We start from the raw sequence: 14,626 nt of genomic DNA on the forward strand, positions 1-14,626 counted from the left end.
CGTGCGCGCACACGTTGAGTCCGTCTGTGGCTCACTGGGGACACCATACGTAATAGAGCTCCAGCGTTCCTACAACTCAGGTCTTCGTGCGTGCCTAAGCAACAGTCCTGAGCTAGTCTTGATGGACATGACTCTTCCAACTTTTGACGTTAGCCCTTGTGAGACCGGAGGTCGGCCGCGTCACTTCGCAGGGAAGGACATTCTATGGGAGCTTGCCAGGCGTGACGTGTTTATCCCCACTATCGTCGTTACCGGCTTTGACGTCATCGGAGAAGGCCCAGAGCAGCAGACTCGTGAGGAACTGTCGGAGGACCTCCGGGAGTCTTTCCCGAGGAACTTTGTCGCAACGGTGTTCTACACGCCTTCGGATCTGTCTTGGAAATCTCAGCTCACAGAGCTTATAACGGAAGCGATTGCCAATCATGACTGACGTGCCACTTGTCGTTCTTGTCGTCGAGGACGACGAGCATAAGTTCGAGCGTGCCAAGCGAGCGATTAACGAACGAGGCGTCATCCGCGCTAACATTGTCCGAATGGTCACAACGAACGAGGCTTTCCAGTGGCTCAAGGAAAATTTCTGTGACGTGATGATACTGGACCTCTGCTTGCCCCGTAGGAAAGGTGAGTCTCCGACCATGGATGCTGGTCCCGAATTGCTGGAATGGATTTCAAGGGCGGATTCGAGATGCAACATCCCTTCTCGCGTGATTGGTCTTACCGCATACCCTGAAGCATCGAGGGAATTTCAGGAGAGTTTTAGTCGCGAAGGATTTCTTCTAGCGGAGTACAGCAATGAGGGGCGAGATTGGGAAGAGGCAATCGTCAGAACATTGCTGCGTGAGATTAGCGTCGTTCGATCAAGAACTAGGGGAGTGATAATACCGCTTCACGGCATTCGCACCATTGCACTTTGGCATCGAACGCTCGCGGACGTTGCTTTCAAGGAGGCGTGGTATTGTTCAGTCGCGGGATGGTGGTACGGTCGCTTTTCGCTTTTCGCTTTTCTTTCACCGCTCGCGCGAAGTGCAAAAGTGCGCTGGTTTCGGGAGCGATACACTGCGACGATGCAAGAACACAAAGACCTTCTTTCCGAGAACATGCTGCCATCCGTCGTTGCCCATAGCTTTGGGACATTTATTCTCGGCAATGCGCTCCTTAAGTATCGAGACATAAAGGTCGACAAAGTGATTTTGTGCGGATCAATTCTGCCGCGACAGTTTCCTTGGGAGTACCTGGTGCGCAATGGACAGGTTTCAAGAGTCTTAAACTGCGTTGGGAAAGAGGATGTGTGGCCCGTGGTGAGCTCATTTGTCATACCTGGGACGGGCAGTTCCGGGCGCAGAGGATTCTCTGTCGAATCTGATTCTGTTGTTCAAGAGGTTCATAACCTTTCGCATTCGGAGTTCTTCGACCCGATGCAAATTAAGAGCGAGTGGTTTGGCTTTTTGGAGGAGCCAGTTTTTTCTCAAGCATCGGAGAGGGCAGCAGGGCATATCCCCCGGGCCAAGGCCGATCATCCGTTTATAACTGCTGCCGTTTCTCCCTTGGTGTTCTTATTGCTCTTGTTTTCTTGTCTTTCTTGCGCTTATTTAGTTTCCTGGGGATACGTGAAAGTTGTCGACGTTGCAATTGAGTCTCTTTGGCATTTGCTCGGAATGGACCTAACACGGCGTTGAGCTCAATTCGGCGTATCGTTATAGCGTTCGCTCGCTGATTGCGGTTGCTGTTTAGTGGAGTATAAAGAGGCGATCGAAGTGTTGCTCTCGTTTTGTCGGTCGTCGGGAGCCTTACCGTGTGTTTTTTGGAAGCGAGCTTGCAAGTTTGCACGCTTTTTCCTTAACTAGGCACCACGTCTGCGGGGCCTAACCCGAAGAAGCTTTTTGAGCTGCTGGTCGGTTGCTTTCAGTTATCCCGACACGACATCTCGCCGTTGCGATCATGTTTCATCACGGGTGCTCTAAGATTGACTCGAGTTCCGACTTGTCGCTGCCGTGCGCCGCACTCAGTGGAGTAGCAAAGAATTAGTTGCGATGGCCCAAACGCATTTCGGTCTGCTAATTATTCGTCTTCTGGATTCTGCGAACTCTTCGATGGCGCGACAAACTCCCGGAAACCGCTTCGGATCATAGTCGTGGCCGATCAGCAGCCCACCGGTTCGGATCTTTGGCCACCAGGCTTCGATGTCGGCTTTGACGGCTTCGTAGCTGTGTTCGCCGTCGATGAAGACGAAGTCGAGTTCGCCGTCTTCGAAGCAGCGGGCGGCTTTGACCGACGGGAGCCGAATTGGGTGCCAGCGGCTGGCGTTGACGGCGAGGTGCCGTAGGGCAATCGGCAGGCCCCAGTAGAGCGTCTTGGTGTCGCCGAGTTGCTGAACGTGATCGGGGCGGGGCTGCTCGGCGTCTGCTGGGTACTGCGTCCATGGATCGACTCCATAGAGTTGAAGGTCGGGCATCAGGGCCAGCAGGTTGGCAGCGGTGACTCCATGGAAGACGCCGACTTCGACTCCTTTGCGCATTGGACCGTTCGCCGATCTCAGCAATTCGAAGACGACTTGGGCGTGCTTTCCCGAAGCGATTGGCTGTGCCGGGTTCTTGCCTCGCTGCCACCACATTTTCGGAAGGTGTCGCTTGGTGCCGGCGACGAAGTGGTAGACATAGGTCTGCATCGAGCGGTGTTCGCACAGATGCGGGTTATGGAGGAGTATCCGTGGCGTTTCAGGTTTGGATCCACGTGGGCAATCGCGGATTCGATCTCTTCTTCTGTTGGTTCGATGGCGAGGAACTCGATCAGCTTGCGAATCGTCTCGGCCGGATCGCTTGTCAATTCACCGAAGTTGATCCGATGCACGGGCACGTCGGGGTGATCGGCGAGGAATCGCTCGCGATGCTCGAGCAGCGAACGCTGCAGTTTCTCGCAGTCTTCATCACTGGCGGCGATCTATCACAAAAGCGGGGATCCAGAAGACGAACAGGGATCCGCGGCTTCGCCGCCGGAGACGGCTCCAGCGAAGTCTGAGGCGGCGGCGAGCGGCCCAGAAGCTGGACACGTTACGGTCAAAGAGAATCAGCGTGGCATAGACTTCGACACCCTGTTCGGACCGTACGTTCAGGGGGCAACGAAGATCGTGCTGACGGATCCGTATATCCGGCTATTCCATCAGGCCAGAAATCTGATGGAGTTCATCGAGACCGTTGCGAGGGTCAAGCCGGACGATCAGCGAGTGGAAGTCGAGCTAATCACATCTGAAGAAGAGTTCAGTCCGGAAAAGCAGCAGGAGTTCTTTGAGCAGATCCAAAAAAACTGCTTGCCCAGCGGCATTCTGTTTTCTTGGAAATTTGAGGACGGTATTCACGCCCGCCACATCGTCACGGACACCGGCTGGAAGGTCCTTCTCGATCGAGGCCTGGACGTCTTTCAGAAGTACGAAATGAACGACGCCTTCACGCTGGCCAACCGCCTGCAGAAACACCGAGCATGCAAGGCGTTTGAGGTGACCTACATCCGGCAATAGCAGCAGCACGGAAATTTAGACGCCGAGGCGCCGCATGGGCGAACTCGGAGCGACGAACGAAGGACCTTCCGGCAGATTCCGAGACCGTCGCGACAGCCGAAGCCAACCGGATTGTTAAACCGAACGGGCTTCCAACCCAGAGAGCGCGAGAGCTCTCGACGGAGCCGGTTGGTTTCGCGGGGTGTGGTGGTCGCTGAACTGCGAAGGTGAGAGCGCTCTCGGATCGCGCGGCGCGGCGAAACCCGGCGAAATACTGCGTGAAAACGCGAAAAGCCGAGAACGGATGTTCTCGGCTTTTGGTGTTAACTGGTGTGGCGGATGAATTCCGCGTTTTGAAAAAGCTCCCCCGGCAGGACTCGAACCTGCGACAAGGCGGTTAACAGCCGCCTGCTCTACCAACTGAGCTACAGGGGATTGAGGAGTTTTCGGCGTGGGCAGGACAGGGATGGTCGACGCTGCCGGTCCGCCAAAGCGACGAATGTTAGAGACTTCCGTCGTCGGCTTCAACCCAGTTAGATCGCCTTTTTTCCCGCTCCGGCACGCTGCACGACCGGCCGCCGGCGGTCGAATCGGATTGTGCCTGTTTTACGGCCTGCGGCGCGACGTCAGCCCCGGCGTTTGGTCATCCAGATCTGGTTTCCGTCGTCATTGAAGCGGACATCGGACATGATTTCGCGGATCAGCAGGACACCGCGACCCCCAGGGGCTTCCAGCAAGTGTTCGCTGGTCGGATCCGGCACCGCGTCCGGGTCAAACCCGTCACCTTCATCGGTGATCCGGATCTGAACCTCGTCTCCGTCGCAATGCATGTGGACTTCAATCCGCTTTTCGGCGTCATGTCGGTTGCCGTGGCGAATGGCATTGGCGATCGCTTCCTCGTACGCCAAGTGAACCCGAAACACCTCTTCGTCGGGCCATCCGTATTGTCGCATCGCGTCGGCCAGTTGCAGCCCCAGTTGCGAGCCCACCGAGAGGTCCGAAGGAAGGTGTTGGCGAAACTGCCATCGCTCGGCATCGGAGCCGGCTTGGGAACCGGCGTCTTGTTGTGGGGCGGCACCAAGTTGGGGGCTCGCATCGAGTCGTGCGGCAGGATCGGGATGGGCGTCAGGGGCCCGTCCGGAGTCGGATGCGTCGTCGGCACCGGAAAGTCGATCCGGATGGGAGTCGTGATCGTGCATGGGCAGAGAGATCATGGAACGCGATGAGTTCGATGGCGGCCGACCTGTTTGTTACTGTACCCCAAAAATACGGATCGATGATCGGGACAGTTCGCTGCCGGGACTCAGCATCGGCTGGCGAGCATGGTGATCCGGCGGGTCATTGGCTGGCACGCTGGGCAGAGAGAAGGATCAGCCGGTTTTCTTCGCGAAATTCGGTGATCTGACCAGTGATTCTCCACTGGTCATCCGCCACGTCGTCATTGATGGCTTCGACGATTCGCTGCAGCATCAAGTTTTCGACACAAATCATCTGGGGCAATCGGCGGGAAACCGTTCGCTGTTGTTCCGGTGGCGCGTGCATGGCACTGGTGCGGGAGGTCGTCCGCGTCAGCAAACCTCGCGATGATTGAATGGTTTCGGTGATCGTCTGCGAGCGGGTCACCTGTGATCCCGTGCCCGAAGTTGGCGAATTGGCATCGACGTTTTCCGGAATGAACACCCAACGTCGACCGAGCTTTGCGACGCGTCCACGGGTGGGCGGAATGCGGGTGCCTTCGCGAAGCCGATAGACGCGCCCGATCGTCCGACGACTCTCGTCCGGGACTTGTTGATCCGCATCGTTGTTGGCGTCGAATTGGGAGCCCGTCGGCGATGCGGCGGTGGCGAAGACACTGGATGCACCAACCGGCGGGGCTGTGATGGCGGGCGTCTGCGCTGTGGCCTGTTGATCAAGCAGGTGAATCGGCGAGCACACCGTCAGCATCGTCGATACCAAGACGATTGTTCGCTTCCGAGGCCCGGCGAAATGCATCGGACGACGAATCCAACAAGTCATCAGCAATAACAGCAACATGAGTTTGTGATCGGTGGGAGGGAGTCCAGGGGGTCGCGTGGGATCGTTTGTCCAAGCCCGCGTTTCGGTTCAAGCATCGTGCTGATCTGCAGCGACGCGATGCGAAGGTCACGAACGCGGGCTGGTGAACGTTGGAGGCGATCGGTGTTTGCCGAGCCGATGGAGGAAGCAGCGACTCGGGTGCAACGCCCTGTGTCGTTCGGTTGCAAGTTTTCGGTGCCACGCCGCATTCGTGCCGGTGGCATCGGTGCGAGCTGGGTTAGTTCGCTTGCCTTGCCAAACTGCACGTTTCGGCGGCTTGCGCTTTTGCGGCAGCTTGCAAGAGGAGACAGGCGGGGAATCGACCGAGATCAGGATCCGTCGCGAGGCATTGCGATTGCGTGCAGGCTGACCACGGCACCGACGGTGATCATGGCCATCCCGAGCCAGCGTGGCAGTTCCACACGCTTGGTCGGTTTGGGATGAACTTGCATGAAGAACGACTGCATGTTGTAGTCGGGCTGAGCGGCCGTTTTCTGGGAAACTTTGGCCAGCGTGCGCGTCGTCGGTTCGTTCAGCACGAACGATTCGACCATACGAAATTGGATGCCCAGCAGGATAAGCAGGACGCCCAACAGAAAGTATCGGTTGCGTGTGAAATGCATGGGATTCACGACATGAAAGGGCGTGGCGGTGGACAGGGATCACTGCGGTCTGGCGGCGGTGCAACTGGGACAGGCGACCGAAATTGGGACGAGGTCCCCGCGGCCGGTCCGACGTTGCGACACCACCATCGTGACGGGGGAGGCGTCAATCGACACGGCAAGGCGAACCGTAACCGGATCGACATGCGACAGGCGAGCCGCCCGGAAAAGTCGTCGCGTTTAAAGGGAGGGACGCGAGACTTTCCGGGTTGCCAAGACTTTGATTCGTCCAGAAGCCCGCCGGATCTGGAAGACTTCTGCGATCGGTGGGACTTTGTCGTTGGGGCCGGTTGTGCCGGACACCTGTTACGTGCGGGCGCTGGTCGCTTGGCAGCCGCCGCTGCGTGCGGGGATTTCCGAAACGACGGATTGACCGGGGACGTGACCGTAGAGGCGATCGATGCGCCGCAAAATGTAACCTGAGGGCCTGTTTTGTCCCGGCCTCTGGCGGTCTAGATTGGGCGTCGTTCAGGCGTCGCGACACGATCGCGTCCGGCGGCTTGTCAGGATCGCATCCTGTAGCCGTTGCACCAGGTAAGTTTCCATTTCGACCCCAGCTTCTTTTCGAACCGACATGCCCATTCGTCCGATCCGAAAACTATTGGTCGCCAACCGCAGCGAAATCGCAACCCGAGTCTTTCGCAGCGCCACCGAGCTGGGGATTCGAACGGTCGCGATCTATTCCCACGAGGACCGTTATGCGCTGCACCGTTTCAAGGCGGATGAGGCCTATCAGGTCGGCGAACCGGGCGAGCCGATTCGCTGTTATTTGAACATTCCCGCCATCGTCGAACTGTGCAAGGAGCACGACGTCGACGCGGTGCACCCGGGGTACGGTTTTCTGTCGGAGAATCCCGAGTTTGCCAAAGCGTTGGAAGACGCGGGCATCATGTTCGTCGGTCCCAGCGTTCGGTCGTTGGAGATGTTGGGCGACAAGATGTCGGCTCGCCGATTGGCCGAGGCCGCAAAGGTGCCGATTTTGGGGGGAACGAACGAGGCGGTTCGCGAGGCGGATGAGGCGATTTCCATCGCTGAAAAGATCGGGTTCCCCGTGATCTTGAAAGCGGCCAAGGGCGGTGGCGGTCGAGGCATGCGAGTGGTCGAAAACAAAGACGATTTGCCGGCGGCCCTGGAGGCTGCCCAGCGTGAAGCCAAGACCGCATTTGGCAGCGATGAAGTGTTCGTCGAACGATTCATCCAAAACGCACGTCACATCGAAGTCCAGTTGATCGGTGACCAGTGCGGAAATCTGATCCACTTGTACGAACGGGACTGCAGCGTCCAGCGGCGTCACCAAAAGGTGGTGGAAATTGCTCCGGCACCGAACCTTGCACCGGAGATTCGTGATGGGCTGTGCGATGCGGCGCTTCGAATCGGTCGCGCGGTCAGCAGTGATGGTGGCAACAGCTATGACAATGCCGGGACGGTCGAATTTCTGTACGACGTTGACAAGCAAGATTTCTTCTTTATCGAAGTCAATCCGCGAATTCAGGTCGAACACACGGTCACCGAAGAAGTGACGGGCATCGACGTTGTCCGGACACAGATCTTGGTTGCCCAAGGCCATGCATTGGACAGTGAACTGGTCGGGGTTCCCGAACAGTCGCAAATTCACACCACGGGTTTTGCGATTCAGTGCCGGGTGACCACCGAAGACCCCGTCAATCAGTTCCGTCCCGACTATGGGCGCGTCAGTCACTATCGACCGGCCGCCGGTTTAGGCATCCGATTGGATGCGGGCAGCGCGTTCAGCGGTGCGGTGGTCAATCCGTTCTATGATTCGATGCTGGTGAAGGTGACCGCCCGTGGCCGTGACTTGGCGACGGCGGCTTCGCGGATGGATCGATGCTTGCAAGAGTTCCGTGTCCGCGGCGTGAAGACGAACATTCCGTTCTTGATCCAGATGGTCAACCATCCCGTATTCTTGGCGGGCCAGGCGACCACGCGGTTGATCGATACGACGCCGGATTTGGTTCGTTTCCCGACGCGACAGGACCGTGCGACGAAACTACTTTCCTTCTTGGGGGAAACGATCGTCAACGGCAATGCTTTGGTCGCCGATCGTCCCGTGGCGACGCGTCGGTTGCCCGCGCCGACGCCGAAGGTGCACCGGGCCGATCCGTTGCCCGAGGGAACCAAGGACATTTTCAAACGCGAAGGTATTAAGGGACTGGTCGCGTGGATCGAAAAGCAACAAGGATTGTTGCTGACCGACACGACCATGCGTGATGCCCACCAATCGCTGTTGGCGACTCGGGTGCGAACGTTTGACATGTTGCAGATCGCGCCGGCCTATGCCGCAATGGCGTCGTCGCTGTTCTCGGTCGAAATGTGGGGCGGTGCCACTTTCGACACCAGCATGCGTTTCTTGAAAGAGTCGCCTTGGCAACGTTTGGCCGACTTGAGCCAAGCGATGCCCAACCTGTTGACACAGATGTTGCTGCGGGCCAGCAACGCGGTCGGCTATACGAACTATCCCGACAACGTGGTCCGCTTGTTCGTTCGCGAGGCTGTTCAGTGCGGCATGGACGTGTTCCGTGTGTTTGATGCGTTGAACTGGCAGGAGAACATGAAGGTCGCCATGGAGGCGGTGATCGAAGAAGGCGGAATCTGTGAAGCATCGATCTGTTACACCGGTGATCTACAGGACCCGGGTCGAACCAAGTACGACTTGAAGTACTACGTCGATCTGGCCAAGCAGTTGGAAAAGATGGGCGCTCACCTGTTGGCCATCAAAGACATGGCGGGGCTGTTGAAGCCGGCGTCGGCGGTGAAGCTGATCCGAGCACTGCGTCAGGAAATCGGTATCCCCATTCACCTGCACACCCACGATACCGCGGGCATCCAAGCGTCAACGATCTTGGCGGCATCGGCCGAAGGGCTGCAAATCGCCGATGCGGCGTTCGCGCCGATGTCGGGCGGGACCAGCCAAGTCAACTTGAACACGTTGGTCGAGGCATTGCGGTACACCGATCGAGCCAGCGATCTGTCGACCGATCATCTGACGAAGCTGGCGACCTACTGGCAGGCGACTCGAGAGTTCTACACGCCCTTTGAAAGCTCCGTGCTTCCTGCGACCGGCGACTTGTACGATCACGAAATGCCCGGTGGCCAATACACGAACTTGTTTCAACAAGCCCGCGCACTGGGGCTGTCGGATCGTTGGGCAGAAGTCTGTCGGGCCTATGCGGACGTGAACCGATTGTTCGGTGACATCGTGAAGGTCACGCCGACCAGCAAGGCCGTCGGCGATATGGCGTTGTTCCTGGTCGCCAACGAAATGTCCGCCGATGAGGTCATGACCAGCGAGAAGGCTTTGGCGTTTCCCGCCAGCGTTTTGGATCTGATCGGCGGCAAGATGGGCCAGCCGCCCGGTGGTTTCCCGCAGCCGGTGATGGAGCGGATCTTGGGCGATACGCCGCCGATCACCGATCGACCCGGGGCCACAATGCCCGACGCGGATATCGAAAAGGCGCGGCAAACGGCGGAACAACTGACCGGCCGAGCTGCCAACGACCGCGATGCGGTGACTCACCTTTTGTATCCGAAGGTGTTCGAAGACTTTGCCAAGCACGAAAACCAATACGGCGATGTTTCGGCCCTGGCCACTCCCAACTTTTTCTATGGCCAAGAACCCGGTGATGAACTGGCCGTTGACATCGAAAAGGGTAAGCGGCTGATCATCAAGTACATCACCACCGGCGCGCCACACCCCAACGGCACGCGGACGGTGTTCTTTGAACTGAACGGCCAACCGCGTGATGTCACCGTCGTCGACCGGTCGCTGGAACCGGAAACCAAGGCTGCGGTCAAAGCGGATCCACAGAATCCATGCCACGTTGCCGCGTCGATGCCCGGCATGGTGATCACGGTTGCCGTCAAGGAAGGCCAGCACGTCAAGGCGGGCCAAAAGCTGGTCAGTCTGGAAGCGATGAAGATGGAAACCATGATCAACGCACCGCTGGACGGCACGATCGAGACCATCGAAACGCCGACGGGAACACAAGTCGAAGCCGGCGATCTGTTGATCGTGATGAAGTCCTAAGCGGATCTCACCGGGCGTCGGCCAGCGGCGATTCGGTGGCCGATGTCAGGGTTTGATCGGTTGCCGGTGCGGTGTGCGGTGGTTCGGTGTCGCCACCGGGTTGTCCCAACGTGACGATCAGAGACCGGACCGTTGGTGGCACATCGTCGGTGCTGCGGACCATGTAATCGACTTGGTATTGTCCGTCGTCCAGCGAACGATCGGGAATGAATCGCAGCTGTTTCGTTTCACCCGGCTTCAGCCAGACGCCGTAGCCGTCGGCCATTTCCAGGGTCCATCCGGCGGCACTGGCCAGGGTCAAGCGTGCGTCGACGGGAAGGTACCCTTCGCCGGCATTGGTCGCGGTCATGCTGAGATAGCGGCTGGAACCGTCCTGTTGCAGTTGCAAATCGCCTAGTTGCAGGTCGGCCGCTGGAGCGTCGCCGAACAGCATGGCGACGGGAAGTTGCCGTCGTGAGGCCTGGCCCGATTCGCTTTCCGAAACAATGTCTAAGACACCAAAGACGGCGTTGGTCTGTTCATCGGAGCGTCGCATCGACAGTCGAACCGATTTGGTGCGTCCGGGTTTCAGTTGAAAGTCGTCACTTGAGACTCGCACGCCGGTGACGGGATTGCCGTCCAGGTCACGCAGGCGGATGCGGGCCGATTGCATGGTGTCGCCCGTGTTTTCGAATCGCAGAATGGCGGTGCGGTCGACACCGGCGACTTGGCCCAGACGGATTTGCGACGGTGAAACGGAAAAGCCGTCGCCCAGGTGTGCCAGCTTCGCCTTCAGTGCGGGAAACGAGGCTGTTTTAGCGGCTAGGGAGAACTGCTGGACCACCAATTCACGTCGTCCGTTGGTGATCGCGATGCGGAAGACCTTGTCGCCTTGAAGATCCAGAGCGTCCACCTGGGCCTGCAGCTTCAGACGCGACCTGGGCATCACTCGGATCAGCGTTCGCTCCGATTCGTCTTCCAGGCTGGCTCGCGAAAGCATCGAAAGCCAAAATGGGGCGGTGGGGCGACGACCGGCGACACCGATGTTCCCGCGAACTTTGAATTCAAAGGCATAGTCGGTCGGGTTGTCCAAATAGACGGTGGCGACCGGCATCCCCAATTCACTGGCAACGTGGGCTTCGGTCAGTTGCAATTGATTCATCGCGGCAAGGTCTTTGATACCGGTTTCGATATCGATACGCAGGACGTACTGCGTCACGAATTGCACGCCGGCGGTGGTCGTTTGACCGTCGGCGTCACCGGTGAATTCGTTGGCCACGCCGTTGTCACGTACCAAGATCCCGTAAGACAGAAAGTTGGTTTTCGCCAGCGGGACTTTGACGGTGCCTTGAATGACGTGGGATTCGCCGGGGGCCAATGGGAATGCCGTGGAGGATGTGATGTCGACCTCGTCGGGCGCACCGCCTTGAAGATCGTGCAGGATGACGCCGGATTCTTCTTGCCGCAAACGAACCGCCTGCACCGTGACGTTCATGTCTTTACCGGTCGACGTGATCTTGAAGCGGAAGGGGATTTCCGCGCCGCGGCGGGCTTCGAATCGTTGGACGATCGGTTCGATGTGAAACGAAGGTTCGACCGACCGTGTCAACGTCACCGATTGGCGACCGTCAGCGGTCGTTCCGGTGCGAATACCGGTGGAGCTGGATTGCGAGGACTGTGCGACGACGGTGGCGGACAGGAAAAGCGACAGGGCGCAGCCGAGCAAATCGGTGTGGCGAACAAATCGTTTCATCGGAGATCAACAGTGGTGAGACGGTTGGTGTTAATCGGATCCGCCTTTCGCATCAGTCAATCGTCTTTATTGGGCGATCGGCCGTGTTCACGAACGTCAGTGACCACCGGGCGTCAAAGCCCGGCAGCAACGCTGAGCGGTGACGGTGAACGCTGAACGGTAACGATGGACAACATCGTGGATCAGTGGGCGACCGAACCGTGGGGTGACGTCAGGGACGCCGGGACGATTGTGGGGGAAACCCGCGGTCGTTCGATGCGTGGCGAAAGGAAGATGACGACTTCGGCTTCACGAGTCTGTCGCTGAGTCGTCTCGAAAAGGTAGCCCAGCAAAGGCAGCCTGCTTAAACCAGGGATACGATTGATGCGGTCCACGGTTTCTTTCTGGACAAGTCCGCCGATTACGATGGTTTTGCGGTCTTCGACGTGGACCGTTGTCGACACGGATCGTCGGTTGATGATTGGGAACGGATTGACCGCCAATTCGGTGTTGGCATTCCGGATGTCTTCGCTGACTTCCGCTTTTTCGATATCGATCGTGACGGTGTTTTCCCGGATCGTCGGGGTCAACGCCAGGGTTATGCCGGATTCGACCTTTTGAATTTCTTGTTGAAAGAAATATGCGTTGTTGTCGGACGTGCTTTGAGGTTGGATGCTGAAGAACGTTTCGCGGTTGATGGCGATGTTGGCTTGTTCGCCGTCTTGAGCCATCACGTGCGGTGTCGCTCGGATTGTCAGGTATCCATGTTCGCAAAGCAGTTTGACGAAGGCCGATGTTTGGGCAAAATCGCTGAAGGCTTGTCGGCCACCGGCGGGACTGTAAACGCCTGACAAAGCCAAACCGTTGGCGCCCAGTCTGGCAAGCGTTTCGCCGTTCAATTGGACGGCGTGTTGCCAGTCCAGCCCGAATTGAAAACCCGAATCCGGGGACACCACACAAATGATCGCTTCCAGTGTCACTTGTGGTATTGGTTGGTCGATCGCGGCAAAGCGTTTTTGAATCGCGGCAACGGTGTTCGATGGCGCATCGATCATGACCAGATTGCTGCCGTTGACCAATTCCACGTAGGGTTCGAATCGATCGGGCAGCGTGTCGACCAACGTTTTGGGGCTGACATGATTCGGGCGATAGGGGACTTGCGTGCTGATGTAGGGGAACAGCGGTGAGTCGGGGTCCGGTGGTGCGATGATGTATTGATTGCCCCGTTTGGCGTAGGACAGTCCCAACGGCATCAAGATCTTTTCGATCGCCTGTTCAATCGTCATCCCGTTGATTTGCGTGTTGACGACGCCGGCGACTTGCGGGTCCATGACCAAGTCAATCTCCGCGTCCTCGGCCAACATGATCAAGACTTCGCGGACATCCGTTTCGATGAATTCATCATCGATCAACTCATCTTCCCCGTCGGGAGAATCCGAGTTGCCGGAATCGCTGAGATGGGCCGACCAACCTTCGCCGGCGAAGTAATCCGATCCCGGCCATTGATTCGGCTCCGGTGCGTCGGTTTGTACGTCAAGGACGTTTCCGTCGGCGTCGCGGATGATCGTTTCTTGGCGGACGATTTCGGCGTCCTCATGGACGACCGTTTCGATCGGCGAGATCGCTTGATCGGCCGACGATTTTTCGATGGCCTGCTGAATCAGTTCTTCCACTGAGGGACGCGGCGGCAGCGGGCGGGATACGCATCCGGGCGTCAGCAGGGCCGTGAAGACCAGGACCATTGCGATTCGCGTTGGCAACGTCGGGGCGTGACGCGATCGCACCGGGCACCCGTGGGTGTGATGGGGCGAGACATCGGATTCCCTTCCGCATGGTCGCAACGACGTTTGGTCCTGTGTTGGATGAATGCCCCAGGTGAACAAAATTTCGGTAGGCGTCCAATAGCGGTTTGCCGCAGGCCGTCGCTACCGTGATTTTCGATCCGACACCGTGGGAAACTCACGACGTTTCACAGGGCGGTGTGCGTTGGGTGAATCAGCGGCCAAAGGTCAGGCCGTCAGGGGACGAAAGACAAAAAGGGGGCGGGACGAAACCCACCCCCATTGGTCGTGACATCGATCAGTTGGACGTGATCGTACCGGTGACGATCGTTTCATAATCGCCGGCCAGGAACGTTCCGAACCCATCGGTGATGAAGGTGACTGACAGGTCCATGTTGGCCGTGCCGAAACCGTCACTGCTGACCTGAACCGTCGCGACTTCGTCGTTGTTGATGTAGTCGGTTTGGTCGCTGCCTTGGGCAACGGTCCAGGTGGCACCGCCGATCGACGAACCGACGGCCAGTCCCAAGGCGACGTCACGTTTTTCGCTGGGCGTGTTTGTATGCGTGAAGGCTGCGGCGGTCGCGAAGGTTGCGGTCACGCCGGCGCTGGAGTTGCCTTTGACGATCCAAGATTGCGGCAAGAACGATTGATCGTTTTCGCTTTCGTCGTGAATCAGGTTCACGTTGTCCGGGGCGATGATGGCGATGGACGAGGGAACCGTGACGGTGAATTTTTGGGTGTCACTGGTTTGAGCGTTGGCCGTGGTCATGGAAGCGACGACGATCAAAGCGGCAACAATCGATTGGATGCGAAACATGGTGAGCAGCCTTCAGCAAACGTGAAACAAGTGGAAAAGGTTTGCAACGAAACATCACCGAA

Annotated in this window: 10 protein-coding genes, 1 tRNA gene and 1 pseudogene; 3 read left to right on the forward strand and 9 right to left on the reverse strand. The window is 58.0% G+C overall.

Annotation, left to right across the window (positions count from 1 at the left end; genetic code table 11):
- Positions 1–422 precede the first annotated feature (422 nt).
- Positions 423–1,676, forward strand: a complete 1,254-nt coding sequence (locus HFP54_RS16780; RefSeq protein ID WP_168566049.1) for a response regulator — start codon at positions 423–425, stop codon at positions 1,674–1,676.
- Positions 1,677–2,002: 326 nt separating this feature from the next.
- On the opposite strand, the gene HFP54_RS25730 is transcribed toward HFP54_RS16780, so the two are convergent.
- Together HFP54_RS25730 and HFP54_RS26445 are read right to left on the reverse strand one after the other, a co-directional pair.
- Positions 2,003–2,665, reverse strand: coding sequence for a class I SAM-dependent methyltransferase (locus HFP54_RS25730; protein WP_235951973.1), 663 nt, complete (start codon positions 2,663–2,665; stop codon positions 2,003–2,005).
- Positions 2,666–2,784: 119 nt separating this feature from the next.
- A pseudogene (locus HFP54_RS26445) lies at positions 2,785–2,853 on the reverse strand (hypothetical protein); the annotation flags it as partial.
- A 220-nt stretch (positions 2,854–3,073) separates the two neighbouring features.
- On the opposite strand from HFP54_RS26445, the gene HFP54_RS16790 reads away from it, so the two are divergent.
- Positions 3,074–3,511: an MIT C-terminal domain-containing protein gene (locus tag HFP54_RS16790; RefSeq protein WP_315853931.1), complete on the forward strand. Its 438-nt coding sequence runs from the start codon at positions 3,074–3,076 to the stop codon at positions 3,509–3,511.
- A 341-nt stretch (positions 3,512–3,852) separates the two neighbouring features.
- Here the strand turns inward: HFP54_RS16790 and HFP54_RS16795 are convergent.
- The 4 genes from HFP54_RS16795 to HFP54_RS16810 all read right to left on the reverse strand — a co-directional run bounded on the left by HFP54_RS16795 (position 3,853) and on the right by HFP54_RS16810 (position 6,168).
- Positions 3,853–3,925, reverse strand: a tRNA-Asn gene (locus tag HFP54_RS16795).
- 191 nt (positions 3,926–4,116) lie between these two features.
- Positions 4,117–4,689, reverse strand: coding sequence for an ATP-binding protein (locus HFP54_RS16800; RefSeq protein ID WP_168566050.1), 573 nt, complete (start codon positions 4,687–4,689; stop codon positions 4,117–4,119).
- A gap of 139 nt (positions 4,690–4,828) precedes the next feature.
- Positions 4,829–5,524 carry a hypothetical protein gene (locus HFP54_RS16805; RefSeq protein WP_168566051.1) on the reverse strand — a complete coding sequence of 232 codons (696 nt, stop codon included), beginning with the start codon at positions 5,522–5,524 and terminating at the stop codon, positions 4,829–4,831.
- A gap of 350 nt (positions 5,525–5,874) precedes the next feature.
- Complete coding sequence (locus HFP54_RS16810; RefSeq protein ID WP_145296014.1) at positions 5,875–6,168, reverse strand: hypothetical protein; 294 nt, start codon at positions 6,166–6,168, stop codon at positions 5,875–5,877.
- 613 nt (positions 6,169–6,781) lie between these two features.
- Here HFP54_RS16810 and HFP54_RS16815 point away from each other — a divergent pair.
- Positions 6,782–10,252, forward strand: coding sequence for a pyruvate carboxylase (locus HFP54_RS16815; RefSeq protein ID WP_146414696.1), 3,471 nt, complete (start codon positions 6,782–6,784; stop codon positions 10,250–10,252).
- A gap of 7 nt (positions 10,253–10,259) precedes the next feature.
- Here the strand turns inward: HFP54_RS16815 and HFP54_RS16820 are convergent, their stop codons facing one another.
- The 3 genes from HFP54_RS16820 to HFP54_RS16830 form a co-directional block, all read right to left on the reverse strand.
- The gene (locus HFP54_RS16820; protein WP_168566052.1) at positions 10,260–11,984 is read right to left on the reverse strand and encodes a hypothetical protein; all 1,725 of its coding nucleotides are present in this window, start codon (positions 11,982–11,984) and stop codon (positions 10,260–10,262) included.
- Positions 11,985–12,166: 182 nt separating this feature from the next.
- Positions 12,167–13,747, reverse strand: a complete 1,581-nt coding sequence (locus HFP54_RS26225) for a secretin GspD/PilQ domain-containing protein (RefSeq protein WP_315853920.1) — start codon at positions 13,745–13,747, stop codon at positions 12,167–12,169.
- Between the two features lie 295 nt (positions 13,748–14,042).
- On the reverse strand, positions 14,043–14,564 hold the full coding sequence (locus HFP54_RS16830; RefSeq protein ID WP_168566053.1) for a hypothetical protein: 522 nt from the start codon (positions 14,562–14,564) through the stop codon (positions 14,043–14,045).
- Between the last annotated feature and the right edge of the window lie 62 nt (positions 14,565–14,626).

The sequence above is a fragment of the Crateriforma spongiae genome (assembly GCF_012290005.1).
Classification (GTDB): Bacteria; Planctomycetota; Planctomycetia; order Pirellulales; family Pirellulaceae; genus Crateriforma; species Crateriforma spongiae.

Coding starts and splice junctions, on each gene's coding strand:
- HFP54_RS16830 (WP_168566053.1), bottom strand. CDS start 14,564: ATGTTTCGCATCCAATCGATTGTTGCCGCTTTGATCGTCGTCGCTTCC.
- HFP54_RS16820 (WP_168566052.1), bottom strand. CDS start 11,984: ATGAAACGATTTGTTCGCCACACCGATTTGCTCGGCTGCGCCCTGTCG.
- HFP54_RS16805 (WP_168566051.1), bottom strand. CDS start 5,524: ATGTTGCTGTTATTGCTGATGACTTGTTGGATTCGTCGTCCGATGCAT.
- HFP54_RS16810 (WP_145296014.1), bottom strand. CDS start 6,168: ATGCATTTCACACGCAACCGATACTTTCTGTTGGGCGTCCTGCTTATC.
- HFP54_RS16780 (WP_168566049.1), top strand. CDS start 423: ATGACTGACGTGCCACTTGTCGTTCTTGTCGTCGAGGACGACGAGCAT.
- HFP54_RS16800 (WP_168566050.1), bottom strand. CDS start 4,689: ATGCACGATCACGACTCCCATCCGGATCGACTTTCCGGTGCCGACGAC.
- HFP54_RS16815 (WP_146414696.1), top strand. CDS start 6,782: ATGCCCATTCGTCCGATCCGAAAACTATTGGTCGCCAACCGCAGCGAA.
- HFP54_RS25730 (WP_235951973.1), bottom strand. CDS start 2,665: ATGCAGACCTATGTCTACCACTTCGTCGCCGGCACCAAGCGACACCTT.